Raw genomic sequence first — 26119 nt, forward strand, 5'->3', positions numbered from 1 at the left:
GACCGGCACCGGGTCCGGGGGCGGGTAGGGCGGCGGGGTGCCGTCGTAGACCGGGCACAGCGCCTGGTAGCTGCACCAGCCGCAGGCACGTCCGGGCTGGGGCTCGAAGCCGCCCGTGGCGGTCGCGTCGCGCACCGCCTCCCACACCGACTCGGCCAGCCGCTCGGTGGCCAGCAGCTCGGCGACGTCGGGGACGTAGGAGACGGTCTGGGTGTCGCCCAGGTAGACCAGGCGCAGCTCGGCGGGCAGCACACCACGGCTGCGCCAGATCACCAGGGCGTAGAAGCGCAGCTGGGCCAGGGCGCGCTGCTCGAAGCCGGCGCCGGGGGACCGGCCCGACTTGTAGTCGACCACCCGGAGCCGGCCGTCGGCCGCCACGTCGACCCGGTCGACGACGCCGCGCAGCAGCAGCCGCGAGTCGAGCAGCGCCTCGACGTAGAGCTCCCGCTCGGCCGGCTCGAGCAGCCGGGGGTCCTCGAGGTCGAAGTAGGCCGCCAGCGCGCTGCGGCAGGGCGCCAGCCAGGCCTCCAGCTCGTCGTCGGGCACCAGGGAGGCGAGCTCGGGCGCCTGGTCGGCGAGCTCCTGCCAGCCGGGCAGCACCAGCGCCTCGGCGCGCTCCGGGGTGCGCTCCGCGGGCGGCAGGTCGAAGAGCCGCTCGAGCACGAGGTGGACCAGGGTGCCGCGCAGCGCCGCGGGCGACGGTGGCTCGGGCACCCGGTCGAGGCGGCGCAGCCGGAAGCGCAGTGCGCAGTCGCGGAACTCGGCGATGGCCGACGGTGAGAGCGCCCCCACCACGCGGTCGCCGTCGACCACGGTGCCGCGCCCCTCGACGGTGGCGGGGTCGACCGCGACCGATGCCTGCTGCTCCACCCCGCCACCGTAGGCGGGGGGTCGGACAGTGCGGCGCCACCGGTAGCGTGGGAGGCGTGAGCACGTCGGGGACCGAGCCCAACGAGGCCGGTCCCGGGCGACCGGGCGGCCCTCGGCGTCCGCTGCCACCGGGGACGCTGCGCATCGGGTCGATCGCGGGCGTCGACGTGCTGGTCAAGTCGTCGTGGGTGCTCGTGGCGGTGCTCATCGCCGTGGTCCTCGCGCCCCGCGTCGAGCAGGTCCAGCCCGGCCTCGGGGCCTGGCGCTACGTCGCGGGCGTCGCCTTCGCCGTGCTGCTCTACCTCTCGGTGCTGCTCCACGAGATCTCCCACGCGGTCGTCGCGCAGCGCTTCGGGCTCGGCGTCCGCTCGATCACGCTGCACTTCCTCGGCGGCGCCACCGAGATCGACTCGGAGTCGCGCAGCGCCAAGCAGGAGTTCTGGATCGCCGTCGTCGGGCCGCTGACCTCGATCGCCGTCGGGCTCGTCGCCCTGGTCGCGGTGCCGGTGACCCCCGACGGGCTGCTCCGGCTCGCGGTCGAGGGCCTGGCCTTCGCCAACCTGCTGGTCGGGGTGCTCAACCTCGTGCCCGGGCTGCCGCTCGACGGTGGGCGCGTGCTGCGCGCCGCGGTCTGGCAGGTCGGGCGCGACGTCCACCGCGCGACGGTCGTCGCCGCCTGGGGCGGCCGCGTCGCCGCCGGGCTGGTCATCCTGTGGCCGGTCTTCGTCGAGGTCGTGCTGGGCCTGCCCGCCGACCTGATCACCTACCTGGTCGCCTTCGTGCTGGCCGCCTTCCTCTGGAGCGGCGCCACGGCGTCGCTGGTCCAGGCGACGCTGCGCCGACGGCTGCCCGCCCTGCAGGCCCGCCGCCTGGCCCGTCGCGTCGTCGCCGTGCGCGCCGACCTCTCCCTGGCCGAGGCGGTGCGCCGGGCCCAGGAGAGCGGGGCCGGCGCCGTGGTCACCCACGACGGCGACGACCGGCTCGCCGGGGTCGTCAGCGAGCGCGCGCTGCGGGCCACCCCCGAGGACCGCCGCCCCTGGGTCCCGGTGGGCTCGGTGGCACGCTCGGTCGACGACGGGCTGGTCATCCCCGTCGACCTCGCGGGCGAGGACCTCGTCCGCGCCATGGGGCGCACCCCGGCCGAGGAGTACGTCCTGGTCGAGCCCGACGGCACCATCTACGGCGTCCTGACCAGCGCCGACGTCGACCGAGCATTCGAGGAGACCGCCCGCCAGTGATGAGTGACTTCGAGCAGCACGAGCCGACCTGGTCCGGCGTACGCCGCGGACCACTGCGTGCCGGGGAGTGGGTGCGCCTGACCGACGCCAAGGGGCGCCGGCACAACCTCTGCCTGGCCGAGGGCGCCACCTTCCACACCAACAAGGGCGCGCTGCAGCACGACGACCTGATCGGCCGTGACGAGGGCTTCACCGTCACCTCGGCCGGGGGCGGCGTCTACCTGGTCTTCCGGCCCCTGCTCAGCGAGTTCGTGGTGTCGATGCCGCGCGGCGCCGCGGTGGTCTACCCCAAGGACGCCGCGCAGGTGGTCGCCATGGCCGACATCTTCCCGGGCGCGGTCGTGGTGGAGGCCGGGGCCGGCTCCGGCGCGCTCACCTGCTCCCTGCTCCGGGCGGTCGGCCCGCAGGGACGGCTGCTCTCCTTCGAGCGCCGCCAGGAGTTCGCCGACGTCGCCCGCCGCAACGTGCGCCAGTTCTTCGGCGTCACCGCCGACGAGACCCACCCCGCGTGGTCGCTGCAGGTCGGCGACCTCGTCGAGTCGCTGCCGGAGGCCGCCGCGCCGGGCAGCGTCGACCGGGTCGTGCTCGACATGCTCGCCCCCTGGGAGTGCGTCGACGTCGTCGCGGAGGCCCTGGCGCCGGGCGGTCTCGTGGTGGCCTACGTCGCCACCACCACCCAGCTCGGCCGCGTCGTGGAGACGCTGCGCGCCCACGGCGAGTTCACCGAGCCGCAGCCCTGGGAGACGCTGGTGCGCGACTGGCACGTCGAGGGGCTCGCGGTGCGCCCGAGCCACAAGATGAACGGTCACACCGGCTTCCTCGTGACCGCCCGCAGGATGGCCCCCGGCAACCCCGCGCCGGTGAAGAAGCGGCGTCCGGCCCCCGGCGCCTACGGCGAGGACTACCACGGACCCAAGCCCCTCGGCGTGTGACGCGTCCAACGCCTTGGCAACCGGGTCCGGCGCAGTAGGGTCGGATTCCGGGAACCGATGGATCCCCCGCGTGGAGGTGGTCGCAGTGCCAGAGTCATCAGAGAGCCGGAGCGGAGCCGAGCTGCGCCAGCAGCTGGCCTTCCTCGAGGCCGAGGTGGTCGAGCTCCGCCGCCGGCTGCACGACGCCCCCGGCTCGAGCCGCGCCCTCGACCAGCGTCTGCTCGACACGCAGCGCTCGCTGGCCGCCGTGACCTCGCAGAACGAGCGGCTCGCGGGCACGCTGCGCGAGGCCCGCGACCAGATCGTGACGCTCAAGGAGGAGGTCGACCGGCTGGCGCAGCCGCCGACCGGCTTCGGCACCTTCCTGCAGCGCAACGACGACGACTCCGTCGACGTCTTCACCGGCGGCCGCAAGCTGCGCGTCACCGTCAGCCCCACCGTCGAGCTCGACGCGCTGGTTCGCGGCCAGGAGGTCATGCTCAACGAGGCCCTCAACGTCGTGGCGGCCCTCGACTTCGAGGAGGTCGGAGAGGTCGTGATGTTCAAGGAGCTGCTCGCCGACCGCGAGCGGGTCCTGGTCATCGCCAACGCCGACGAGGAGCGCGTCGTCCGCCTCGCCGAGCCGCTGCGCCAGGAGACCCTGCGCGCGGGCGACTCGCTGCTGCTCGACACCCGGGCCGGCTACGTCTACGAGAAGGTCCCGAAGTCCGAGGTCGAGGAGCTCGTGCTGGAGGAGGTCCCCGACATCGCCTACGAGGCGATCGGCGGCCTGCGCGGCCAGATCGAGCAGATCCGCGACGCGGTCGAGCTGCCCTACCTCCACCCCGACCTCTTCAAGGAGCACCAGCTCAAGCCGCCCAAGGGCGTGCTGCTCTACGGCCCGCCCGGCTGCGGCAAGACCCTCATCGCCAAGGCGGTCGCCAACAGCCTGGCCAAGAAGGTCGCTGCCAAGACCGGCCAGGAGGGGAAGTCCTACTTCCTCAACATCAAGGGCCCCGAGCTGCTCAACAAGTACGTCGGCGAGACCGAGCGCCACATCCGCCTGGTCTTCCAGCGGGCCCGCGAGAAGGCCAGCATGGGCACCCCCGTCATCGTCTTCTTCGACGAGATGGACTCGCTCTTCCGCACCCGCGGCTCCGGCGTCTCCTCCGACGTCGAGAACACCATCGTCCCGCAGCTGCTCAGTGAGATCGACGGCGTGGAGCTGCTGGAGAACGTGCTGGTCATCGGCGCCTCCAACCGCGAGGACATGATCGACCCGGCGATCCTGCGCCCCGGCCGGCTCGACGTGAAGATCAAGATCGAGCGCCCCGACGCCGAGTCGGCGCGCGACATCTTCTCCAAGTACCTCACCGCCGAGCTGCCGCTGCACGCCGACGACCTGGCCGAGTTCGGCGGCTCCCGCGAGGCGACCGTCGCCGGCATGATCCAGGCGACGGTGGAGCGGATGTACACCGAGACCGAGGAGAACCGCTTCCTCGAGGTCACCTACGCAAACGGCGACAAGGAGGTCCTGTACTTCAAGGACTTCAACTCCGGGGCGATGATCCAGAACATCGTCGACCGAGCCAAGAAGATGGCGATCAAGGACTTCCTGGAGCAGGACTCCAAGGGTCTGCGGGTCGGCCACCTGCTGCAGGCGTGCGTCGACGAGTTCAAGGAGAACGAGGACCTCCCCAACACCACCAACCCCGACGACTGGGCGCGGATCTCGGGCAAGAAGGGCGAGCGCATCGTCTTCATCCGCACGCTCATCACCGGCAAGCAGGGCACCGAGCCGGGTCGCTCCATCGACACGGTGTCCAACACCGGCCAGTACCTGTAGGCGCGACCATGGGCGAGCACGACCCCACCCGCGACGACGTCGAGGCCCTGCTCGAGACGCGCCGCGAGCTGGGGCCGTCGTACGACGCCGCGCTGGTCGACTCCTTCGCCGAGCGGCTGGAGCGCGCCGTCGCCGAGCGGGTCGACACCCGGGTGGCGGCGCGCTCGGAGCGCGACCGGCAGGTGGCCGCCGCCGGCCCACGCCAGCTGGCGCTGGCGATCCTCTCGCTGATCGCGTGCATCCCGATCTCGATCGTCCTGGGGCTCAACGACGCCCTCGTCCCGCTCGTGGTCGCCCTCGCGGCGATCGTCTCGATCAACGTCGCGCACGCCCTGCAGGCACGGTCCCGCGACTGAGACCCCCGTCGGGCGTGCCCGCGGGCGCCGTAGGCTCGAGCGCGTGAGCGTGCGGCGGATCATGGGGACCGAGACCGAGTTCGGCATCTCCGTGCAGGGCCACCCGCAGGCCAACCCCATGGTGGCCAGCACCCGCCTGGTCAACGCCTACGCCAGCAGCACGCTGCGGGCGCGCCGCGCGCGCTGGGACTTCGAGGAGGAGTCGCCGCTGCGCGACGCCCGGGGCTTCGACCTCGCGCGCGACCTGGCCGACGCCAGCCAGCTCACCGACGAGGACCTCGGGCTGGCCAACGTGATCCTCACCAACGGCGCCCGGCTCTACGTCGACCACGCCCACCCGGAGTACTCCACGCCCGAGTGCACCAACCCGCTCGACGTCGTGCTGTGGGACAAGGCCGGCGAGCAGGTCGCGCTCGACGCCAGCCGCTTCGCCTCCGTCGGGGCGGGGGCCGACCGCACCGGCGACCAGGGCGACCTGGTGCTCTACAAGAACAACACCGACGGCAAGGGGGCGTCGTACGGCGCCCACGAGAACTACCTACTGCGACGCTCGACCCCCTTCGGCGACATCGTGCGGCACCTGACCCCCTTCTTCGTCAGCCGGCAGGTCGTCTGCGGCGCCGGTCGCGTCGGGATCGGCCAGGACGGCCGCGGCGAGGGCTTCCAGCTGAGCCAGCGGGCCGACTTCTTCGAGGTCGAGGTCGGCCTGGAGACCACGCTGAAGCGCCCGATCATCAACACCCGCGACGAGCCGCACGCCGACCCCGAGAAGTACCGCCGGCTGCACGTCATCCTCGGCGACGCCAACCTGGCCGAGACCTCGACGTACCTCAAGGTCGGCACGACCTCGCTCGTGCTGGCGATGATCGAGGACCGCTTCCTGACCGAGGACCTGCGCGTGAGCCGTGCGGTCGCCTCGCTCAAGGCGGTCTCGCACGACCCCACGCTCACCCACGAGCTCGAGGTGGGCGACGGTCGCCGGATGACCGCGGTGCAGCTGCAGTGGGAGTACTTCCACGCCGTGCAGCGCCACGTCGCCCAGAAGTACGCCGGCGACCCCGACGAGGCCACCCGCGACGTGCTGGCCAGCTGGGAGTCGGTGCTGACCCGGCTCGAGCGCGACCCGATGGAGTGCGCCCGCGAGCTCGACTGGGTGGCCAAGCTGCGGCTGCTGCAGCAGTACCGCGACCGCGACGGCCTGGCCTGGTCCGACGCCAAGCTCGCGCTGATCGACCTGCAGTACGCCGACCTGCGCCCCGAGAAGGGCCTCTACCACCGGCTGGTGCGCGGCGGGCGGATCGAGCGGCTGGTGACCGACGAGCAGGTGCAGCGGGCGATGACCGAGCCCCCGCACGACACCCGGGCCTACTTCCGGGGGCAGTGCCTGGCGCGCTACCCCGACAGCATCGCCGCGGCGTCGTGGGACTCCGTCATCTTCGACCTCCCCGGCCACGACTCGCTGCAGCGCGTCCCCACGATCGACCCGATGCGGGGGAGCCGGGCCCACGTCGGCGCGCTGCTCGATGACCACGACACCGCCCTCGGCCTCTTCGAGGCCCTCACCGCCGGCTGAACCACCCGCCCCGCCGAGAGGTCACTCCCCGACCCCCGAGACGTCACTCCCTGACGCTCGAGACGTCACTCGCTGACGCGGCAGGTGACAGCCAGTGACCTCTGGGCGGTCAGGGAGTGACCTGTCGGCGAGGATCGTGGACGTCGGGCCGCTAGGGTCGACACCGACGGCGACAGGTCCGTCACGCCGTCCACCGGCAGCAGGCAAGTCTTCCCCCAGGAGGTCGTCATGGCGCAGGAGCACAAGCAGCCGCGCAAGTCCCACGACGAGGAGGAGCCCGCCGACGCCGCGGCGCCCGCCGAGGCCGTGTCGGAGCGCAAGGAGCAGCTCGACGAGGACATCGACGCCATCCTCGAGGACATCGACGACGTGCTCGAGACCAACGCCGAGGACTTCGTGAAGTCGTTCATCCAGAAGGGTGGCCAGTGAGCCCCAGCGACCCGCGCCTGTCGGCCGCGTACCTGACCCCGGGCACCTCCTCCTTCGCCGAGTTCGTCGGCGCCGTCTCGCCCGAGCTGCTGCCCTCGCGCCGCGCGCTCCCCGCGGGTGACGCGGCCGCCCTGGCGCCCCACGCCACCACCATCGTGGCCGTCACCTTCCCCGGCGGGGTGGTGATGGCGGGCGACCGCCGGGCGACGATGGGCAACGTCATCGCCCAGCGCGACATCGAGAAGGTCTTTCCCGCCGACGAGTTCTCCACCGTCGGGATCGCCGGCTCGGCCGGCCTGGCCATCGAGCTGGTGCGGCTCTTCCAGACCGAGCTGGAGCACTACGAGAAGATCGAGGGCACCACGCTGTCGATGGACGGCAAGGCCAACCGGCTCTCCGCGCTGATCCGCGGCAACCTCGGCATGGCGATGCAGGGCCTGGCCGTCGTGCCGCTCTTCTCTGGCTATGACCTCGCCCGCGAGCAGGGCCGGATCTTCTCCTACGACGTCACGGGCGGGCGCTACGAGGAGACCGCCTTCCACGCCGTGGGCTCCGGGTCGGTCTTCGCCCGGGGCGCGCTGAAGAAGCTCTACCGCGACGACTTCGACGCCGACCAGGCGGTCATGGCCGTCGTCCAGGCGCTGTACGACGCCGCCGACGACGACTCCGCCACCGGCGGCCCCGACCTGGCGCGCCGGATCTTCCCGGTCGTCTCGGTGGTCACCGCCGAGGGCCAGATGCGGCTCCCGCAGGACGACGTCGCGGCGGTCGCCGACACCGTCGTCGCCGCGCGGATGCGGCGCCCCGACGGCCCGGCCGCTCCCCTGACCTGACGCCGACCCGACGCTGACATGACCTCGACCGGCACCACCGCAGAAGGACTCCCCGCATGAGCATGCCGTTCTACGTCTCGCCCGAGCAGCTGATGAAGGACCGGGCCGACTTCGCGCGCAAGGGCATCGCGCGCGGTCGCTCCGTGGCCGTCGTCCGGTACGCCGACGGCGTGCTCTTCTGCTCCGAGAACCCCTCGGCCGCGCTGCACAAGATCAGCGAGATCTACGACCGCATCGCCTTTGCCGCGGTGGGGCGCTACAACGAGTTCGAGAGCCTGCGCATCGCCGGGGTCCGCCTGGCCGACATGCGCGGCTACTCCTACGACCGGCGCGACGTCACCGGCCGGGGCCTGGCCAACGCCTACGCGCAGACGCTCGGCAGCATCTTCTCCAGCGGCGGCGAGAAGCCCTACGAGATCGAGATCTTCGTCGCCGAGGTCGGTGACAGCGTCGAGGACGACCAGGTCTTCCGGCTCACCTTCGACGGCCAGGTCGTCGAGGAGCACGACTTCGCGGTCATGGGCGGCGCGGCCGAGTCGGTGACGGCCTACCTCCGGGAGCGCTACGCCCCCGGCATGTCGCGCGACGAGGCGCTGCGCCTGGCCGCCGCGGCCCTCGGCCACTCCGAGAGCGGCCACCGCGACGTCCCGCCGGGCGACCTCGAGGTCGCCGTGCTCGACCGCACCCGGACCCAGGACCGGAAGTTCCGCCGGGTGCCGCTGGCGACGCTGCGCGAGGTGCTGCCCGAGACGGCCGCGAGCACGTCGTCGAGCCCGTCGTCGGGCGCCGTCGCGTCGACCTCGCCCGAGATCGCCCCCGGCGAGGTGCCCCCGGACACCGAGCCGCCCGTCGCCCCCTGAGCCCCGTGCTCGGGAGCGCCCCGGGCACGCCCGTCCGCGTGGGGAGCAGCCGCGCTGTGCCCGGCCGCATAGGGTGGGCGTCGTGGACCGGCGCATCTTCGGCATCGAGAACGAGTACGGCGTCACGTGCACGTTCAAGGGCCAACGCCGGCTGAGCCCCGACGAGGTGGCCCGCTACCTCTTCCGCAAGGTGGTCAGCTGGGGGCGCTCCAGCAACGTCTTCCTGGCCAACGGTGCCCGGCTCTACCTCGACGTGGGCAGCCACCCCGAGTACGCCACCCCGGAGTGCGACGACATCGTCGACCTGGTCGCCCACGACAAGGCGGGGGAGCGGGTCCTGGAGGGCCTGCTCGTCGACGCCGAGCGGCGGCTGCACGACGAGGGCATCTCCGGCGACGTCTACCTCTTCAAGAACAACACCGACTCGGCCGGCAACTCCTACGGCTGCCACGAGAACTACCTGGTGAGCCGGCACGGCGAGTTCAGCAAGCTGGCCGACGTGCTGATCCCCTTCCTGGTCACCCGGCAGATCATCTGCGGTGCGGGCAAGGTCACGCAGACCCCCCGCGGGGCCTCCTACAGCGTCAGCCAGCGCGCGGAGCACATCTGGGAGGGCGTCTCGAGCGCCACCACCCGCTCCCGGCCGATCATCAACACCCGCGACGAGCCGCACGCCGACGCGGAGCGCTTCCGCCGGCTCCACGTGATCGTGGGCGACTCCAACATGAGCGAGACCACCACGATGCTCAAGGTCGCCAGCTGCGACCTGGTGCTGCGGATGATCGAGGAGGGCGTGGTGATGCGCGACCTCACGATGGAGAACCCCATCCGGGCCATCCGCGAGATCTCGCACGACCTCACCGGACGCCGCCGCGTGCGGCTCGCCAACGGCCGCGAGGCCAGCGTGCTCGACATCCAGGGGGAGTACCTCGCCCGGGTGCGTGACTTCGTCGACCGCCGCGAGCTGCACACCCCGGTGGTCGACCAGTCCCTGGACCTGTGGGAGCGCGGCCTCAAGGCGGTCGACTCCGGCGACCTCTCCATGGTCGACCGCGAGATCGACTGGGTCATCAAGTGGAAGCTCATCGACCGCTACCGCGCCAAGCACGGCCTGCCCCTGGGCCACCCCCGCGTGGCCCAGCTCGACCTGGCCTACCACGACATCCACCGCGACCGCGGCCTCTACTACCTGCTGGAGAAGCGCGGCGCGGTCAAGCGCGTCGTCGACGACCTGCAGGTCTTCCGCGCCAAGTCGGTGCCCCCGCAGACCACCCGGGCGCGGCTGCGCGGCAGCTTCATCAAGAAGGCCCAGGAGCGCCGTCGCGACTTCACCGTCGACTGGGTGCACCTCAAGCTCAACGACCAGGCCCAGCGAACCGTCCTGTGCAAGGACCCCTTCCGCGCCCACGACGAGCGCGTCGAACGACTGATCGAGGGAATGTGACCCGTCGGCACCGCACGGCAGCGCTGACCGCTGCCCTGACCCTGCTCCTGCCCCTCGCCGCGTGCGGCGGAGGGGGTGACGACGCGCCAGAGGAGAGCCCCGAGGCGACCGAGGCGCGCGACGCCGTCACGGTCTCCGGCGACTTCGGCACCGCGCCCGAGGTCGAGATCGACGCACCCCTCGAGCTCGAGGAGAGCGCGTCGTGGGAGGAAACGGCGGGGGAGGGCGACGAGGTCACCCAGACCGCCACCACGATCCTCCAGCTGACCTTCTACAACGGCACCAGCGGCGAGCAGGCGATCAGCACCTACGACAACGGGCAGCCGCTCGAGGTCCCCGTGGCGCAGCTCTTCCCCTCGCTCTCCGAGGCGCTGGTGGGCTCGGCGGCCGGCAGCCGCGTGGTCGTGGCCTCCACCGCCGAGGACGCCTACGGCGAGGAGGGCTCGCCGCAGCTGGGCATCGAGGCCGGCGACCCCGTCGTCATGGTGGCCGACGTCGTCTCCACCGACCCGACCTCGGTGCTCGAGGCGCCCGAGGGCAAGGAGACCCCGGCCCCGGAGGGCGCGCCCACCATCGTCGAGCAGGGCGGCGCGCCGGCCTCCTTCGACTTCACCGGACGCCCGCCGCGCCGGCTGCAGGCCTACACCCTCGTCGAGGGCGAGGGGCCGCGCATCGAGAACCCCGAGCGGGTCACCGCCCACTACCTCGGCCAGGTCTGGGGTGGCGACGAGCCCTTCGACAGCTCCTACGAGCGGGGCGAGCCCAGCACCTTCTCGGTCGGGCTCTCGGTGGTGGAGGGGTGGAGCCGCGGCCTGGAGGGCGTGCGCGAGGGCTCCCGGGTGATGCTGGTGATCCCGCCGCGCCTCGGCTACGGCGACGAGGACCGGGAGGGCATCCCCGCCGGCTCGACGCTGGTCTTCGTCATCGACGTGCTGGGCGTCGGATGATCGCACGCAAGACCGAGCGGCTGCTCAACCTGGTGATCCTGCTGCTGGTGGCGCGCAACTACACCACCAAGGAGCAGATCCGGGCCCTGATGGAGCCCTACCGCGAGACCGCGAGCACCGAGGCCTTCGAGCGGATGTTCGAGCGCGACAAGGAGGAGCTGCGCGCGCTGGGCATCCCGCTGGAGACGGGGCCGGTCGACAAGTACTTCGACGACGAGCAGGGCTACCGGATCAAGCGCGACGCCTTCGAGCTGCCGCCGCTCGACTTCACCGCCGAGGAGGTCGCCGTGCTCGGGCTGGCGGCGCGGGTGTGGCGCCACGCCGGCCTGGCGTCGGCCACCTCCGAGGCGCTGCTCAAGCTCAAGGCCGCCGGCCTCGACTTCGACCGCGAGCAGCTCGACACCGTCCAGCCCACCCTGGTGGCGCAGGAGCCGGCCTTCGAGGCGATGTGGCAGGCCGCGACCTCGCGGACGCCCGTGCGCTTCGACTACCGGCGAAGCGACCAGCAGGCGGCCGAGACCCGGCACCTCGAGCCCTGGGGCGTCATCACCGCCCAGGGTCGCTGGTACGTCGCCGGGCACGACCTCGACCGCGGCGCCGCCCGGCTCTTCCGGCTCAGCCGCGTCGTCTCCGAGGTGGAGCCCGACGGCGAGCCGGGGTCGTACGTCGTGCCCGAGGGCACCGACCTGCGTGCGCTCTCGCAGTCGCTGGCACCGCCCCGGCCCGACCACCGCGCCGTCGTGCGCGCCCGGGCCGGCGCCGCGCTGGGGCTGCGGCGTCGGTCGGAGGTGCTGGAGACGGGCGTCGAGGGGCCTGACGGCACCTCGGGCTGGGACCGGCTCACGATGCGCTACGGCTGGCCCGACAGCGCCGCCGAGGAGCTGATGGGGTACGCCGACGCCGTGGTGGTCGACGAGCCGCCCGAGCTGCGCGACCTCGTGGTCGAGCGGCTCCGCGCCCTCGCGGGGGGTGCCTCGTGAGCAGCAGCGCACGCGACCAGGTCGCCCGCCTGCTGGCGATGGTGCCCTACCTGCAGAGCCGCTCCTCGGTCTCGCTCTCGCAGGTCGCGGCCGAGTTCGGCGTCACGCCGGCGCAGGTGCGCAAGGACCTCGCCGTGCTGTGGATGTGTGGTCTCCCCGGGCTGACCCCCGACCGGATGATCGACGTCGACATGGAGGCGATCGAGGACGACCCCGACGGGGTCGTGCGCATCGACAACGCCGACTTCCTCGCCCGTCCCGTCCGGCTCGGCAGCTCGGAGGCCGCCGCCCTGATGGTGGCGCTGCGGGCGCTGCGCGAGAGCAGCCCGGAGGAGTCGCGCGAGGTCGTCGACCGCGTCCTGGTCAAGCTGGAGGAGGCCACGGCCGCCGGGCCCCTGCCTGCCGTGGAGGTGCGGATGCCCCGCACCCGGACGCCGTCGCGGCACGCGCCGGCGCTGCGCGACGCGATCCGCGACGACCGGCAGGTGCGACTGGACTACTACGTGCCGGCGCGCGACGAGACCAGCGAGCGCGTGGTCGACCCCGTCGCCGTGCTCACCCGAGGTGACCACGACTACCTCGACGCGTGGTGCCACCTCGCCGCGGCGCGCCGGCTCTTCCGGCTGGACCGGGTGGAGGCGGTGCAGGTGCTCGACGCCGCCCGCTCGCGCCCCGACCTGCAGCCCCGCGACCTGGCGACCGGTCTCTTCGAGCCCGGACCCGAGGACCTGGTGGCGACGTTGCGCCTGGAGCCCTGGGCGCGCTGGTTCGCGGAGTACTACCCGGTCGACGACGTGCGCGAGCTCGCCGACGAGCGCACGGAGGTGACCCTGCGCGTGGCCGACCCGCGATGGCTGGTGCGGCTGGCGCTGCGCCTGGGCCCGGCCGCCGAGGTCGTCTCGCCCGCGGAGCTGCGCACGCAGGTCCGCGAGGCGGCGGCCGCGTCGCTGGCCCTCTACGACCGCTGAGAGTTCGCTGTGAGGTCGTCCGCCGTCGGCACGATGACTGACGACGCGTCACCCGCCCGGCGTACAGTGAGGGCATGAGCTCCCAGCTGACGCCCCTCATCGCCGGACTCGGTCCGACCGAGCTGCTGATCATCGTCGGGGTGATCGTGCTGCTCTTCGGCGCTTCCAAGCTGCCCGAGCTGGCGCGCGGCAGTGGCCGGGCGCTGCGGATCTTCAAGGCCGAGACCAAGGGCCTGATGGACGACGACGACAAGGACGAGGCGACGCCGCGTCAGCGCGAGCTCGACGCCCGGGAGCGCGAGCGCGACGAGGAGTTCGACCGGCGCCACCCGGTGCACCGCACCGACGAGCCGGGCGGCTCGACCCCCTCCAGCTGACCGCCCGCCGCGGTGTCAGTGATCAGCGGCGTCGCCGGCCTCTTCAGCGGCAAGCCACGCAACCCCATCGGCGACGACGGCCGGATGGCCCTCGCCGACCACTTCCGGGAGCTGCGCGCCCGCATCATGCGGATCGCGCTCTACCTGGTGGTCGGCACGGTCGTCGCCTTCTTCTTCTACGACCAGCTCTTCGCGCTGCTCCTCGAGCCCTACAACCAGGCCGCGGAGCTGCTGCCCGACAACACCGCCACCGAGCCGGTGCTCACCGGCGTCGGCCAGCCGCTGCTGCTCAACATCAAGATCTGTGCCATGGCCGCGGTCGTGGCCACCTCGCCGCTGTGGCTCCACGAGATCTGGGGCTTCGTCGTCCCGGGTCTGCACCCGGAGGAGAAGCGGGCCACGCGGCTCTTCACCGTCGTCGCCGGCCCGCTCTTCATCGCCGGCGTCGCCACGGGCTACTGGGTGCTGCCCCGCGCCATCGCCACGCTGATCGGCTTCACGCCGTCCGACATCACCCAGCTCACCGAGTTCGGCACGTTCTTCAGCTTCATCATCCGGATGCTGCTCGTCTTCGGCATCGCCTACGAGATCCCGCTCTTCGTCATCATGCTCAACCTCGCCGGCGTGGTCTCGGGGCGCGCGCTCGGTCGTCACCGACCCTGGATCATCATCGGCACCTTCGTCTTCGCGGCGGTCGCCACGCCGTCGACCGACCCCTTCTCCATGCTGCTGCTGGCGATCCCGCTGCTGACGCTGCTGCTCGTCTCCGAGGTCATCTGCAGGTTGCTCGACCGGCGCCGCGGCAAGCACCAGTGGGAGGAGTGGGACGACGACGAGGCCTCGCCCCTCTGACGGGGGCTAGGGTCGCGCACGTGGCCCAGCAGATCGTCCTGCTCAGCAACCCGACGTCCGGCAAGGGCGCGGGGGCGAGGATCGGCGTCCAGGCCGCCGAGCGGCTCCGCGCGCGCGGGTACGACGTGCTCGAGGTTCGCGGACGCGACGCCGAGGACGCGCTGTCGCTGGCCAGCAGCCGGGTCGAGGGCGGCGCCGACACGCTCGTGGTGGTCGGCGGCGACGGCATGGTGCACCTCGCGCTGCAGGCGATCGGTGGGAGCCGGGCACGGCTGGGCCTCGTGCCGGCGGGTACCGGCAACGACGTGGCCCGCTACTTCGACATCCCGCGGGGCGACGTCGACGCTGCCGTCGACGTGATCGTGGCCGGTCACGAGCGCGTCACCGACCTCGCGGTCACGGGGGACCGTCGCTACGTGACCGTGCTGGCCGCCGGCTTCGACGCCGTGGTCAACGAGCGGGCCAACGCGATGCGGTGGCCGCGCGGCCAGGCCCGCTACACCCTCGCGACGCTCGCCGAGCTGCGCACGCTGCGGCCGATCCCCTACACCCTCGAGCTCGACGGCCGCACCGAGCACCTCGAGGCCACCATGGTGGCCGTCGGCAACGGGCCGTCCTTCGGTGGCGGCCTGCGCATCACCGAGGGCGCCGAGCTCGACGACGGGCTCCTCGACGTGGTCGTCATCGCCCCGATGTCGCGCCGCGAGCTGCTCCGCACCTACCCCAAGCTCTTCCGCGGCACCCACGTGCACCACCCGGGCTTCCGTCGCGAGCGCGTCCGACGCGTCACGGTCGCCGCGCCCGGCATCACGGCGTACGCCGACGGCGAGCGCGTCGCCGCCCTGCCCCTGACGATCGAGGTCGCGCCCGCCGCCCTGCGGATGCTGGCCCCGGAGAGGACGACGACATGAGCGCCGCCGAGCAGTACGCCGGCTTCCGCCGCCGCCAGCAGCACCCGGAGCTGGCCGACTTCGCCTCCCGGCAGGAGTTCGCCCTCGACGACTTCCAGTCGCGGGCGTGCCGCGAGCTGGAGGAGGGCCGCTCGGTGCTGGTCGCGGCGCCCACCGGGTCCGGCAAGACCGTCGTGGGGGAGTTCGCCTGCCACCTCGCGCTGGCCACGGGCCGCAAGGCCTTCTACACCACCCCCATCAAGGCGCTGTCGAACCAGAAGTACCACGACCTGGTGGCGACGTACGGCGCGGAGCAGGTCGGCCTGCTGACCGGCGACCACAGCATCAACGGCGAGGCGCCGGTGGTCGTGATGACCACGGAGGTGCTGCGCAACATGCTCTACAACGGCTCGCGCACCCTGGCCGACCTCGGCTACGTCGTGATGGACGAGGTGCACTACCTCGCCGACCGCTCCCGGGGCGCGGTCTGGGAGGAGGTCATCATCCACCTGCCCGAGTCGGTGGCCCTGGCCTCGCTCTCGGCCACGGTGAGCAACGCCGAGGAGTTCGGGGAGTGGCTCGGCACGGTGCGCGGCGAGACCACCACCATCGTGGAGGAGCGGCGCCCGGTGCCGCTCTACCAGCACGTCATGGTGGGCCGGCGCCTCTACGACCTCTTCGCCGACGAGGGGGGCGACCCCGGCGCCGACACCGAGCAGAAGGTCAACCCGCAGCTGCTGCGCGTGGCGCGTGACGACTGGGCGCGGGGCCGGATGAAGGACCGGCGGCCCAAGCGGGGCGAGCGCCGTCCTGGGCCCGGTCCCGGCGGCACCCGCGGACCGTGGACGCCACGACGCTCCCAGGTTGTCGAGCAGCTCGACCGTGCCGGGCTGCTCCCCGCGATCGTCTTCGTCTTCAGCCGGGCCGGCTGCGACGCCGCGGTGCAGCAGTGCCTGGAGGCCAACCTGCGCCTCACCACCCCGCAGGAGCGCGACGAGGTCGTCGCCTTCGTGGAGACCCGCTGCGCCGACCTCCCCGACGAGGACCGTCACGTGCTCGGCTACCACGAGTTCCTCGACGGCCTCAGCCGTGGCGTCGCCGCCCACCACGCGGGCCTGCTGCCCACCTTCAAGGAGATCGTCGAGGAGCTCTTCCTCCGCGGCCTGTGCCGCGTGGTCTTCGCGACCGAGACCCTGGCCCTCGGCATTAACATGCCCGCCCGGTCGGTGGTCATCGAGAAGCTCTCGAAGTGGAACGGCGAGACCCACGCCGACATCACGCCGGGGGAGTACACCCAGCTCACCGGCCGTGCGGGGCGGCGCGGCATCGACGTCGAGGGTCACGGCGTCGTGCTCTGGCAGCCCGGGCTCGACCCCGGCTCGGTCGCCGGGCTCGCGTCGCGGCGTACCTATCCGCTCCGGTCCAGCTTCCGCCCGTCGTACAACATGGCGGTCAACCTGGTGCACCAGTTCGGCCGGGAGCGCGCGCGAGAGCTGCTGGAGTCGTCCTTCGCGCAGTTCCAGGCCGACAAGGCGGTCGTGGGGCTGGCCCAGCAGCTGCGCAAGGCCGAGGACGCGCTCGCGGGGTACGCCGAGGCCGCGGCCTGCGACCGCGGCGACTTCATGGAGTACGCCCGCCTCCGCCAGCGGCTCAGCGAGACCGAGAAGGACCTGGTGAGGGCCCGCCGGGCCGACCGGCGCGAGGAGGTCGTCGCCTCGCTCGAGGCGCTCAAGCCCGGCGACGTCATCGACGTGCCCGCGGGGCGCTTCTCGGGCATGGCCGTCGTGCTCGACCCCGGGCACTCCGGAGACCGGGAGGGTCCGCGTCCCTACGTGCTGACCGCCGACCGGCACGCCAAGCGGCTCAACCTCGGCGACTTCCCGACCCCGGTCGCGTCGATCACGCGGATCCGCGTGCCCAAGAACTTCAACGGCCGCAACCCGCAGGCGCGCCGCGACCTCGCCTCGGCGCTGAAGGACCGGACCCACGGCCTGACCCCGCCGCCGGTCGGCCGGCGCAGCGGCTCGGGCGGGGGCGCACGTGGTCAGGACGGGCGGATCGAGGAGCTGCGGCGCGAGCTGCGCGCCCACCCCTGCCACGGCTGCCCCGACCGCGAGGACCATGCGCGGTGGGCGGAGCGGTGGCACAAGCTCGACCGTGACGCGCGCACCCTGCGCCGGCGGATCGAGCAGCGCACCAACACCATCGCCCGCCAGTTCGACCGGGTCTGCGAGGTGCTGCGCGCCCTGGACTACCTCGAGGGGGAGGGCGACCGTCTGGCCGTCACCGACCGGGGACGCACCCTGATGCGGATCTACCACGAGATGGACCTGCTCACCGCGGAGTCGCTGCGCGCCGGGCTCTGGGACGGCCTCGACGCGCCCGAGCTCGCCTGCGTGCTGGCCTCGCTCGCCTACGAGTCGCGCCGGCCCGACGACGCGCCTGCTCCCCGGCTCCCCGAGGGGCCGGTGCGCGAGGTGATCGCGGAGATGGTGCGCACCTGGGGCCAGCTGGACGCGCTCGAGCGCGACCACCACGTCGACCAGCTGCGCGAGCCGGATCTCGGCCTGTGCTGGGCGGTCTGGCGCTGGGCGCTCGGCGACGACCTCGACGACGTGCTCCGCACCAGCGACCTGCCGGCCGGTGACTTCGTGCGCTGGTGCAAGCAGCTGCTCGACCTCGCCGACCAGGTGGCCGACGCTGCCGGTCGGGGCCCGCTGCGCGAGACCGCCCGTGAGGTCGGTCGACTGGTACGCCGCGGTGTCGTCGCGGGCTACGAGCCCGGCCCCGCCTGAGCGGGGTCCCATCGAGCCGGCCGCGCGGACGGGCCGGAATGGATGCCGGCCGGGCAGCGAGGCTGCCCGGCCGGGTGGGTCGTCCCCGTCTGCAGAGTCGGGGAGACAGTCCGCACATCATGGCCGCACCCGTTGCGCGGCACAAGCATCGTTGCGCGCTCAACTGTCAGGCGCCGAGCCGGGCCCGCACGTCGGTCTCCACCAGCTGGGCGTTGAGCATCGCGCCGGCCATCATGCCCGCGGCTGCCGAGGCCCCGACCTGGGCCATCGGGTCCGTGACGTTGCCCGCCACGTGCACGCCCGGGAGCGTCGTCGTGCCGCCGAGCTCGCTGGGGTAGTGCTCGCCGGTGCCCGAGGGGTGCTCGACCGCCGCCAGGCCGAGCGACTCCAGCACGGGGGAGTGCGCGCGCATCCGCGGCGCCACGACCACGGCGTCCGCCGGTAGCAGGGCGCCGCTGCGCAGGCGCACGCCCCCCAGCGGGTGACCCTCGAGCCCCACGGCCTCGTCGTCGACCACCGCCACGCCCGCGGCCCGCATCCGGTCGCGCTCCTCGTCGTCCACCGCCAGCCCGTGCGTCAGCAGCACGACGCGGTCGGAGAGCTGGGAGAAGAGCAGCGCCTGGTGGGTGCTCATCGCGCTCGTCGCCAGCACCACGATCCGCCGGTCGCGCACCTCCCAGCCGTGGCAGTAGGGGCAGTGCAGGACCTGCTCGCCCCAGCGCTCGCGCAGTCCCGGCAGCTCCGGCAGCTCGTCGACCAGGCCGCTGGTCACGAGCAGCCGACGGCCGGCCACGGCGCCGCCCCCCTCGAGGTGCACCACGAGGAGCTCGCCGTCGCGCTCGGCCGACACGGCCCGGCCGCGACGCACCTGCCCGCCGTACGACGCCAGCTCCTCCCTGCCCCGGGCCAGCAGCTCCTGCGGTGCGATGCCCTCGCGGCCCAGCAGGTTGTGGGCCCCCTCGGCCCGGGCGTTGCGGGGCTCCCCGGCGTCGACCACCAGCACGCTGCGCCGCGACCGCGCCAGCGCCACCGCACCCGACAGACCCGCCGGCCCGCCACCGACCACCACCACGTCAAAGGTCTCCATGACCGTCTCCTCTCGACGACGTCCACCCTGCGCGGTTGTCACTTCGATTGACAAAGTTCGTTGCCGGAGTGGCAAACTCGCACTCATGGACATCGACGCCGTCCTCGAGACCGTCGGCCCGCGGCTGCGCTCGCTGCGGGTCGAGGCCGAGCTCACCCTCGCCGAGCTGGCCGCGCGCACGGGGATCTCCGTCAGCACCCTGTCGCGGCTCGAGTCGGGCGGTCGCAAGCCGACCCTGGAGCTGCTGCTGCCGGTGGCCTCGGCCTACGGCATCTCCCTCGACGACCTCGTCGCCAGCGCCACGGAGGACCCGCGCGTGGAGCAGAAGGCCGTGCGCCGCGGCGGCATGACCATGGTGCCCCTGACGCGCCGGCCGGGCGGCCTGCAGGCCTACAAGCTCACCGTGGCGCCCGGCAAGCGGCGCCGGACGCCCGACCCCCAGGTGCACGAGGGCTACGAGTGGCTCTACGTGCTCGCGGGGAGGCTGCGGATGGTGCTGGGACCCCACGACCTGGTGCTGGAGCCGGGCGAGGTCGTGGAGTTCGACACCCGGGTGCCGCACTGGTTCGGCGGCGCCGACGAGCGCCAGGTCGAGTTCCTCTCGATCTTCGGTCGCGAGGGCGAGCGCATGCACATCCGGGCGCGCTCCACCGACGCCCCCGCCCCGGCTGCGGGCTAGACCTCGGGCAGTCCCGCGAGGGTGTCGGTGAGCCGCTCCACGGGGCTCTCCAGCCCCCACTGGGCCGCGATCGCCGCCAGCATCTCCGGCTCAGCGGGGGAGCGGGGCAGCGCCAGGCCGGGGGAGCCCAGGTCGAGGTCACGCACCACCGCGACGACCTGCGGCGCGACCGCGAGGTAGTCGGCGGCCGCCTTCAGCTTGCCGCGCGGGCCCGGCCCCATGTCGGAGTCGGGGTCGGAGGCGGCGGCGATGATCGAGTCGAGGTCGCCGAAGCGCGACAGCAGGGTCGCGGCGGTCTTGTCGCCCACGCCGGGCACGCCGGGCAGCCCGTCGGAGCTGTCGCCACGCATCGTGGCCAGCGCGGCGTACTGGTCGGCCCCGACGCCGTACTTCTCGCGCACCACCTCGTCGGTGATCCGCTCGTGCCTGCTGACCCCACGGGCGACGTAGAGCACCCGCACCTGCTCCTCGTCGTCGACCAGCTGGAAGAGGTCGCGGTCGCCGGTGACGATGTCCACCGGCATCCCGGCGCCGGTGGCGAGCGTGCCGATCACGTCGTCGGCCTCCATCTCCGCGTGCCCCACCACGGCGATGCCGAAGGCCTCGAGGGTGGCGCGGATCAGCGGCACCTGCTGCTCCAGCGGGTCGGGCACCTCCTCGACGTCGGGGTCGTCGCGACGCTCCGCGACCACCCGGTGCGCCTTGTACGACGGGATCAGGTCGACGCGCCACTGCGGTCGCCAGTCGTCGTCCCAGCAGCAGGCCAGGTGGGTCGGCTGGTACTCCCCGACCAGCCGCGTGATGAAGTCGAGCAGCCCCCGCACCGCGTTGACCGGCGTGCCGTCCGGTGCCGTGATGGTGTCGGGCACGCCGAAGAACGCCCGGAAGTAGAGGGAGGCGGTGTCGAGGAGCATCAGGCGGTTCGTCACCGTCACACCCTAGGGTGATCCCTCGTGGAGAAGATCGACCGCCAGATCCTGCGCCTGCTCGCCGACGACGGGCGGATGAGCTACACCCAGCTCGGCCGGGCGACGGGGCTCTCCACCAGCGCGGTGCACCAGCGGGTCAAGCGGCTCGAGGAGCGCGGCCTGATCCTGGGCTACGGCGCCACCATCGACCACGCCGCGGCCGGCAAGCCGCTCACGGCCTTCATCTCCATCACGCCGATCGACGTGTCGCGACCTGACGACTACCCGCAGCTGCTCGAGGACGTCGCCGAGATCGAGTCGTGCTGGTCGGTCGCGGGGGAGGAGTCCTACATCCTCAAGGTCCGGGTGGCGACCCCCGGTGACCTCGAGGACCTGCTCGGACGGGTGCGCGCGCAGGCGCACGTCACCACCCGCACGACGATCGTGCTCTCCACGCCGTACGAGAACAGGTCGCTGCACTAGCAGCCGTGGAGCACGGGTCCGCTCAGCGACCGGCGTACGCCGCCTCGAGCTCGGCGATGTCGAAGGCGCGCCCGTGCACCTGCAGGAAGCACTCGGTGACGCGGGCGGTCGCCTCGGCGTCGTCGCCGGTGAGCATCTCGTAGAGGCGGGTCGGCACCACCTGCCAGGAGAAGCCGTAGCGGTCCTTGATCCACCCGCAGGCGCTGGGGACGCCCTCCTTGGCGAAGTGGTCCCAGACGCGGTCGACCGACTCCTGGTCGGGCAGCGAGAGCGCGAAGGAGACCGACTCGTTGGGCTCGAAGCGGGTCTCACCTCCCTGGAGCAGGGTAAAGGGGACGCCGTCGAGCGTCACCTGGACGGTGAAGGGGGAGTCGCCGGTGACCTTGCCGTCGAAGACCTCGAGGTAGTAGTCGGCGACCTGGCGCAGGTCGTGGCCGTTGACCCACAAGGTGGGGGTGATGGGCGTGGTGGGACGCATGGACATGATGGGCTCCTCGCTCGGGTGGACAGAGGGGATGACCTGCCGCGGGGTCAGGACTCATCGACGAGCCGGTGCACGACCGGGGCGCTGGAGCCGGGGAGCACCACGCTGCGGTCGGTCGGCAGACGCAGCTCGGCGCCCACCCCCGGTGCCACCCGGTAGGGCGAGGAGAGCAGCACGCCACCGAGCGCACGTCGCAGCCGCGACAGCTCCGCCCGCACCGTGACCACCCGCTCGGGGTCGGCGAAGAGGTCGTAGGCCAGCTGCGCGGCCGTGCGCCCCGCGGCTCCCGCCTGCACCAGCGCCAGCAGGATCTCGGCGTGCCGGGGCGTCAGCCGGCGCGACCAGCGCCCCGCCACGCCGTCGACGTGCACGACCGGCCCGGCGGTGAGGTCGAGGGTCAACGAGGTGGCGGCGTCGTCATCGCCGACCTCGGCGTCGAGACGCAGCAGCCACCCGCTCGCGAGCGGCTCCGCGACGGCCGGCCCGAGCGTCGGGAGCCACAGCGGACCACCCGTCACGTCGTGCGGCAGGGCGACCCGGTCGGGGGCGCGGGAGCCCACCGCCGCCGCCAGGTGACCGAAGCGGTCGACGGCGAGCGCGTCACCGGTCAGGCCGGCCAGGACGGGGGCGGCGACGGCACGCAGCCGGTCGAGCTCGGTGCGGTGCCGCTCGGCGACCTCGAGGCTGGTCATGCGGGCCGCCAGCTCGACGAGCGCCAGCTCCGCGGGGTGCATCCCGCGGGAGGGCCCGCTGACGTCGACGACCCCCAGCGTGCGCCCCGACCAGGGGTCCTTGATCGGGGCCGCAGCGCAGCCCCACCGGGTGTGGGACTCGCAGAAGTGCTCGGGGCCCTGGATGTGCACGCCCTCACCGAGCACCAGGGCGGTGCCGATCGCGTTGGTGCCGACGTTGCCCTCGGTCCACGCCGAGCCGCCCACGAAGCCGAGGTCGTCGGCCGCACGGCGCACGCCGCTGGAGCCCGCGCGCCAGAGCACCCGGCCGTCGGCGTCGGCGACGACGACCATCTGCCCGGCCTCCATCACCGAGGTCAGCGTCCGGGTCAGCCGCGGCACGAAGTCGGCGAGCCCGCTCTCGGCACGCCGCCGCTCGAGCTCGGCGCCGGAGAGCGGCGGGACCTCGGGGGCCGAGCCGGGGTCGAGCCCGCCCGCGGCCACCCGGCGCCACGAGGCCGCGACGGCGCCGCGTGGCGACCTCGCGGAGTGGCCGGGCGCACCGGACAGCGTGGACTCGCGCGTGCGCCGCAGGGCGACGTCGTCGGTGGGCTCGGTCACGGGTGGTCCTTTGCAACGTGCTGCAACCCTGTCGCCGGCCCTCGCCGGCGATGTGTGCTCGGTCACACCACCTTCCCACATGCCCCCACGCGAGGAGACCCCATGACCCAGGCCCCCGAACGCGCGACCGAGGCCGAGGCCACCTCGGCCCAGGCCCGCGCCGAGCGCTGGCTCGCCGACTTCGAGGCGGCGCTGCGCGCCCGTGACTCCGAGGCCGCGGCGGCGCTGTTCGCCACGGAGTCCTACTGGCGCGACCTGGTCGCCTTCACCTGGAACATCCACACCTCGGAGGGCCGCGAGCAGATCGCCGGCATGCTCGACGCCCAGCTCCAGCACGTCGCCCCCTCGGGCTTCGCGACGTCCGAGCCTGCCGACGAGGCCGACGGCGTGGTGACCGCCTGGATCACCTTCGAGACCGAGGTCGGCCGCGGCAACGGCCTGCTCCGGCTCAAGGAGGAGGACGGCGCCGACAAGGCCTGGACCCTGCTCACGGCGCTGTACGAGCTCAAGGGCCACGAGGAGCCGCGCGGCACCCACCGGCCCAAGGGCGTCAACCACGGCGCGCGCAAGGACCGGGTGACCTGGAAGGAGGCCCGGCAGGCCGAGGCCGAGAGCCTCGGCAGCACGACGCAGCCCTACGTGCTCGTGGTCGGCGGCGGCCAGGGCGGCATCGCGCTCGGTGCCCGGCTCCGCCAGCTCGGGGTGCCGGCGCTGGTCGTCGACAAGCACCCGCGACCCGGCGACCAGTGGCGCAGCCGCTACAAGAGCCTGTGCCTGCACGACCCGGTCTGGTACGACCACCTGCCCTACCTGAAGTTCCCCGACAACTGGCCGGTCTTCGCCCCCAAGGACAAGATCGGCGACTGGCTGGAGTCCTACACGCGGATCATGGAGGTGCCCTACTGGTCGAACACCACGGCCACCTCCGCCACCTGGAGCGACGAGGCCCAGGAGTGGACCGTCGAGGTGGAGCGCGAGGGCAAGCCACTGACGCTGCGGCCCACGCACCTGGTCTTCGCCACCGGCATGTCGGGCAAGGCCAGGATGCCCGAGATCGAGGGCATGGACGTCTTCCGCGGCGACGTGCACCACTCCTCGCGGCACCCCGGCCCCGACGCCTACGCCGGCAAGCGGGCCGTCGTCATCGGCAGCAACAACTCCAGCTTCGACATCTGCGGCGCGCTGTGGGAGCACGACGCCGACGTCACGATGGTGCAGCGCTCCTCGACCCACATCGTCAAGAGCGACAGCCTGATGGACATCGGCCTGGGCGACCTCTACTCCGAGCGCGCCCTCGAGGCCGGGGTGACCACCGAGAAGGCCGACCTGATCTTCGCCTCGCTGCCCTACCGCATCCTGCACACCTTCCAGATCCCGGCGTACGAGGCGATGGCCGAGCGCGACAAGGAGTTCTACGAGCGCCTGGAGTCCTCCGGCTTCTGGCACGACTGGGGCGACGACGGCTCCGGGCTCTTCATGAAGTACCTGCGGCGCGGCTCCGGCTACTACATCGACGTGGGGGCGGCCGACCTCGTGGCCGACGGCGAGGTCAAGCTCGCCCACGGCCAGGTGGTGCGCCTGACCGAGGACGCCGTCGTGCTCGACGACGGCACCGAGCTGCCCGCCGACGTGGTGGTCTTCGCCACCGGCTACAACTCGATGAACGGGTGGGTGGCCGACCTGGTCGACCAGGAGACCGCCGACCGGCTGGGCAAGTGCTGGGGCCTGGGCTCCGAGACCACCAAGGACCCGGGCCCGTGGCAGGGCGAGCAGCGCAACATGTGGAAGCCGACCCAGGTCGACCACCTGTGGATGCACGGCGGCAACCTGCACCAGTCGCGCCACTACTCGCTCTACCTGGCGCTGCAGCTCAAGGCGCGCTTCGAGGGCATCGACACGCCCGTCCACGCCCTCGCGCCCGTCCACCACACCAGCTGAGGGGAGCGGCGATGAAGGCAGCGCGCTTCCACGGGCGCGGCGACGTCCGCGTCGACGACGTCCCCGAGCCGGCGACCCGTGCCGGCACCGTCAAGGTCGAGGTGGAGTGGGGCGGCATCTGCGGCACCGACCTGCACGAGTACCTGGAGGGGCCGATCTTCGCGCCGACCCCCGAGGCGCCCCACCCGCTGACGGGGGAGAGCTACCCCCTGACGCTCGGCCACGAGTTCGCGGGCGTGGTGGCCGAGCTCGGCGAGGGGGTCGACGACCTCGCCGTCGGCGACCGGGTGGTGGTGGAGCCCTACCTCGTGTGCGGGCGCTGCGACGCCTGCACCCAGGGGCGCTACAACGTCTGCGCCACCCTGGGGTTCGTGGGGCTCTCCGGAGCCGGCGGCGGCTTCTCGCAGTACGTCGTCGCGGAGCGCCGGTGGATCCATCCGCTCGGCGAGCTCGGCACCGACGTGGGTGCCCTCGTGGAGCCGCTCGCCGTCGCCTACCACGCGGTGCGCCTCTCCGGGGCCCAGCCGCGGCACTCGGCGCTCGTCTTCGGCGCCGGACCGATCGGGCTGGTCACCACCGCCTCCCTGAAGGCGGTGGGCGTCGAGGAGGTGATCGTGGTGGAGCCGGCCGCCGTGCGCAAGCAGAAGGCCGGCGTCGCCGGGGCCGACCACGTGCTCGACCCGCGGGAGGTCGACGTGGTGGAGGCGGTGCAGGAGATCACCTCGGGCCGGGGCGCCGACGTGTCCTTCGAGTGCGCCGGCATCGACCAGGTGCTCGCCACGGCGATCCGGTCGACGCGCGCCGGCGGCACCTGCGTCAACGTCGCGATCTGGGGGCACGAGGCGACCGTGCAGATGAACGACCTCGTCTTCCGCGAGGTCAACGTGCTCGGCTCGCTCGCCTACTGCGGCGACCACCCCGCGACCATCGCCCTGGTGCGCGACGGCAAGGTCGACCCCTTCCAGTTCATCACCGGCCGCATCGGGCTCGACGACATCGTCGAGCAGGGCTTCCGCGAGCTGATCGACAACAAGGAGGAGAACGTGAAGGTGCTGGTCAGCCCGACCCTGTGAGGGTGG

Annotated in this window: 24 protein-coding genes and 1 pseudogene; 20 read left to right on the top strand and 5 right to left on the bottom strand. The window is 72.9% G+C overall.

All coding sequences use genetic code 11. The annotated features are described in order from the left end of the window. Window positions 1-63: 63 nt before the first annotated feature. A pseudogene (locus IG63_RS0110485) lies at window positions 64-999 on the bottom strand (RecB family exonuclease); the annotation flags it as partial. Here IG63_RS0110485 and IG63_RS0110490 point away from each other — a divergent pair. The 16 genes from IG63_RS0110490 (at window position 927) to IG63_RS0110565 (ending at window position 18169) form a co-directional block, all read left to right on the top strand. Further along, the gene (locus IG63_RS0110490; RefSeq protein WP_245604388.1) at window positions 927-2108 is read left to right on the top strand and encodes a site-2 protease family protein; all 1182 of its coding nucleotides are present in this window, start codon (window positions 927-929) and stop codon (window positions 2106-2108) included. The pseudogene IG63_RS0110485 and the gene IG63_RS0110490 sit on opposite strands and share 73 nt — an antisense overlap. Further along, complete coding sequence (locus IG63_RS0110495) at window positions 2108-3040, top strand: tRNA (adenine-N1)-methyltransferase (RefSeq protein ID WP_030484327.1); 933 nt, start codon at window positions 2108-2110, stop codon at window positions 3038-3040. The genes IG63_RS0110490 and IG63_RS0110495 overlap by 1 nt, the downstream gene beginning before the upstream one ends. An 85-nt stretch (window positions 3041-3125) precedes the next feature. Further along, a complete protein-coding gene (gene arc / locus IG63_RS0110500) occupies window positions 3126-4865 on the top strand; it encodes a proteasome ATPase (RefSeq protein WP_030484328.1) in 1740 nt (579 codons plus the stop codon). An 8-nt stretch (window positions 4866-4873) separates the two neighbouring features. After that, window positions 4874-5221, top strand: coding sequence for a hypothetical protein (locus tag IG63_RS0110505; RefSeq protein ID WP_051706545.1), 348 nt, complete (start codon window positions 4874-4876; stop codon window positions 5219-5221). A 43-nt stretch (window positions 5222-5264) separates the two neighbouring features. Continuing rightward, window positions 5265-6794, top strand: coding sequence for a depupylase/deamidase Dop (gene dop, locus IG63_RS0110510; protein ID WP_342665951.1), 1530 nt, complete (start codon window positions 5265-5267; stop codon window positions 6792-6794). Window positions 6795-7022: 228 nt separating this feature from the next. Beyond that, window positions 7023-7223, top strand: coding sequence for a ubiquitin-like protein Pup (locus tag IG63_RS0110515; RefSeq protein ID WP_030484331.1), 201 nt, complete (start codon window positions 7023-7025; stop codon window positions 7221-7223). Further along, window positions 7220-8056 carry a proteasome subunit beta gene (gene prcB / locus IG63_RS0110520; protein WP_030484332.1) on the top strand — a complete coding sequence of 279 codons (837 nt, stop codon included), beginning with the start codon at window positions 7220-7222 and terminating at the stop codon, window positions 8054-8056. Before IG63_RS0110515 ends, prcB begins: the two co-directional genes overlap by 4 nt. A 56-nt stretch (window positions 8057-8112) precedes the next feature. Then, window positions 8113-8916 (top strand): proteasome subunit alpha, encoded by an 804-nt coding sequence (gene prcA, locus IG63_RS0110525; protein WP_030484333.1) that lies wholly within the window; start codon window positions 8113-8115, stop codon window positions 8914-8916. 82 nt (window positions 8917-8998) lie between these two features. Beyond that, entirely contained in the window at window positions 8999-10360 is a 1362-nt protein-coding gene (pafA, locus tag IG63_RS0110530; protein ID WP_030484334.1) for a Pup--protein ligase, read from the top strand. Beyond that, window positions 10357-11307, top strand: coding sequence for an FKBP-type peptidyl-prolyl cis-trans isomerase (locus tag IG63_RS0110535; RefSeq protein WP_030484335.1), 951 nt, complete (start codon window positions 10357-10359; stop codon window positions 11305-11307). Before pafA ends, IG63_RS0110535 begins: the two co-directional genes overlap by 4 nt. Continuing rightward, the gene (locus IG63_RS0110540) at window positions 11304-12287 is read left to right on the top strand and encodes a helix-turn-helix transcriptional regulator (RefSeq protein WP_030484336.1); all 984 of its coding nucleotides are present in this window, start codon (window positions 11304-11306) and stop codon (window positions 12285-12287) included. The genes IG63_RS0110535 and IG63_RS0110540 overlap by 4 nt, the downstream gene beginning before the upstream one ends. Further along, window positions 12284-13255: a helix-turn-helix transcriptional regulator gene (locus IG63_RS0110545; protein ID WP_030484337.1), complete on the top strand. Its 972-nt coding sequence runs from the start codon at window positions 12284-12286 to the stop codon at window positions 13253-13255. The genes IG63_RS0110540 and IG63_RS0110545 overlap by 4 nt, the downstream gene beginning before the upstream one ends. 74 nt (window positions 13256-13329) lie before the next feature. Beyond that, window positions 13330-13632: a Sec-independent protein translocase subunit TatA gene (locus tag IG63_RS0110550; RefSeq protein WP_051706547.1), complete on the top strand. Its 303-nt coding sequence runs from the start codon at window positions 13330-13332 to the stop codon at window positions 13630-13632. A gap of 12 nt (window positions 13633-13644) precedes the next feature. Beyond that, a complete protein-coding gene (gene tatC / locus IG63_RS0110555; protein ID WP_245604389.1) occupies window positions 13645-14484 on the top strand; it encodes a twin-arginine translocase subunit TatC in 840 nt (279 codons plus the stop codon). A 20-nt stretch (window positions 14485-14504) separates the two neighbouring features. Next, window positions 14505-15395 (top strand): diacylglycerol kinase, encoded by an 891-nt coding sequence (locus IG63_RS0110560; protein WP_036195038.1) that lies wholly within the window; start codon window positions 14505-14507, stop codon window positions 15393-15395. Further along, complete coding sequence (locus tag IG63_RS0110565) at window positions 15392-18169, top strand: DEAD/DEAH box helicase (RefSeq protein ID WP_030484341.1); 2778 nt, start codon at window positions 15392-15394, stop codon at window positions 18167-18169. The genes IG63_RS0110560 and IG63_RS0110565 overlap by 4 nt, the downstream gene beginning before the upstream one ends. A 166-nt stretch (window positions 18170-18335) precedes the next feature. On the opposite strand, the gene IG63_RS0110570 is transcribed toward IG63_RS0110565, so the two are convergent. Further along, complete coding sequence (locus IG63_RS0110570) at window positions 18336-19256, bottom strand: NAD(P)/FAD-dependent oxidoreductase (protein WP_036195040.1); 921 nt, start codon at window positions 19254-19256, stop codon at window positions 18336-18338. Window positions 19257-19341: 85 nt separating this feature from the next. Between IG63_RS0110570 and IG63_RS0110575 the strand changes: the two genes are divergently transcribed. Continuing rightward, a complete protein-coding gene (locus IG63_RS0110575; protein ID WP_030484343.1) occupies window positions 19342-19935 on the top strand; it encodes a helix-turn-helix domain-containing protein in 594 nt (197 codons plus the stop codon). Here IG63_RS0110575 and IG63_RS0110580 read toward each other — a convergent pair. Beyond that, on the bottom strand, window positions 19932-20864 hold the full coding sequence (locus tag IG63_RS0110580) for a 5'-3' exonuclease (protein ID WP_342665952.1): 933 nt from the start codon (window positions 20862-20864) through the stop codon (window positions 19932-19934). The genes IG63_RS0110575 and IG63_RS0110580 overlap by 4 nt on opposite strands. Window positions 20865-20888: 24 nt before the next feature. Between IG63_RS0110580 and IG63_RS0110585 the strand changes: the two genes are divergently transcribed. Next, window positions 20889-21326, top strand: coding sequence for an Lrp/AsnC family transcriptional regulator (locus tag IG63_RS0110585; protein ID WP_030484345.1), 438 nt, complete (start codon window positions 20889-20891; stop codon window positions 21324-21326). Window positions 21327-21348: 22 nt separating this feature from the next. Here the strand turns inward: IG63_RS0110585 and IG63_RS0110590 are convergent, their stop codons facing one another. Together IG63_RS0110590 and IG63_RS0110595 are read right to left on the bottom strand one after the other, a co-directional pair. Beyond that, window positions 21349-21810 (bottom strand): VOC family protein, encoded by a 462-nt coding sequence (locus IG63_RS0110590; protein WP_051706550.1) that lies wholly within the window; start codon window positions 21808-21810, stop codon window positions 21349-21351. Between the two features lie 47 nt (window positions 21811-21857). Beyond that, window positions 21858-23102 (bottom strand): helix-turn-helix domain-containing protein, encoded by a 1245-nt coding sequence (locus IG63_RS0110595; protein WP_030484347.1) that lies wholly within the window; start codon window positions 23100-23102, stop codon window positions 21858-21860. Window positions 23103-23204: 102 nt separating this feature from the next. Between IG63_RS0110595 and IG63_RS0110600 the strand changes: the two genes are divergently transcribed. Together IG63_RS0110600 and IG63_RS0110605 are read left to right on the top strand one after the other, a co-directional pair. Continuing rightward, window positions 23205-25040 carry an NAD(P)/FAD-dependent oxidoreductase gene (locus IG63_RS0110600; RefSeq protein WP_030484348.1) on the top strand — a complete coding sequence of 612 codons (1836 nt, stop codon included), beginning with the start codon at window positions 23205-23207 and terminating at the stop codon, window positions 25038-25040. 11 nt (window positions 25041-25051) lie between these two features. After that, window positions 25052-26113 carry a 2,3-butanediol dehydrogenase gene (locus tag IG63_RS0110605; protein ID WP_030484349.1) on the top strand — a complete coding sequence of 354 codons (1062 nt, stop codon included), beginning with the start codon at window positions 25052-25054 and terminating at the stop codon, window positions 26111-26113. Window positions 26114-26119 lie beyond the last annotated feature (6 nt).

Source organism: Nocardioides aequoreus (assembly GCF_000720335.1).
Classification (GTDB): Bacteria; Actinomycetota; Actinomycetes; order Propionibacteriales; family Nocardioidaceae; genus Marmoricola; species Marmoricola aequoreus.

Coding starts and splice junctions, on each gene's coding strand:
- IG63_RS0110495 (WP_030484327.1), top strand. CDS start 2,108: ATGAGTGACTTCGAGCAGCACGAGCCGACCTGGTCCGGCGTACGCCGC.
- IG63_RS0110505 (WP_051706545.1), top strand. CDS start 4,874: ATGGGCGAGCACGACCCCACCCGCGACGACGTCGAGGCCCTGCTCGAG.
- IG63_RS0110515 (WP_030484331.1), top strand. CDS start 7,023: ATGGCGCAGGAGCACAAGCAGCCGCGCAAGTCCCACGACGAGGAGGAG.
- prcA (WP_030484333.1), top strand. CDS start 8,113: ATGAGCATGCCGTTCTACGTCTCGCCCGAGCAGCTGATGAAGGACCGG.
- IG63_RS0110540 (WP_030484336.1), top strand. CDS start 11,304: ATGATCGCACGCAAGACCGAGCGGCTGCTCAACCTGGTGATCCTGCTG.
- IG63_RS0110550 (WP_051706547.1), top strand. CDS start 13,330: ATGAGCTCCCAGCTGACGCCCCTCATCGCCGGACTCGGTCCGACCGAG.
- IG63_RS0110565 (WP_030484341.1), top strand. CDS start 15,392: ATGAGCGCCGCCGAGCAGTACGCCGGCTTCCGCCGCCGCCAGCAGCAC.
- IG63_RS0110570 (WP_036195040.1), bottom strand. CDS start 19,256: ATGGAGACCTTTGACGTGGTGGTGGTCGGTGGCGGGCCGGCGGGTCTG.
- IG63_RS0110575 (WP_030484343.1), top strand. CDS start 19,342: ATGGACATCGACGCCGTCCTCGAGACCGTCGGCCCGCGGCTGCGCTCG.
- IG63_RS0110590 (WP_051706550.1), bottom strand. CDS start 21,810: ATGTCCATGCGTCCCACCACGCCCATCACCCCCACCTTGTGGGTCAAC.
- IG63_RS0110600 (WP_030484348.1), top strand. CDS start 23,205: ATGACCCAGGCCCCCGAACGCGCGACCGAGGCCGAGGCCACCTCGGCC.
- IG63_RS0110605 (WP_030484349.1), top strand. CDS start 25,052: ATGAAGGCAGCGCGCTTCCACGGGCGCGGCGACGTCCGCGTCGACGAC.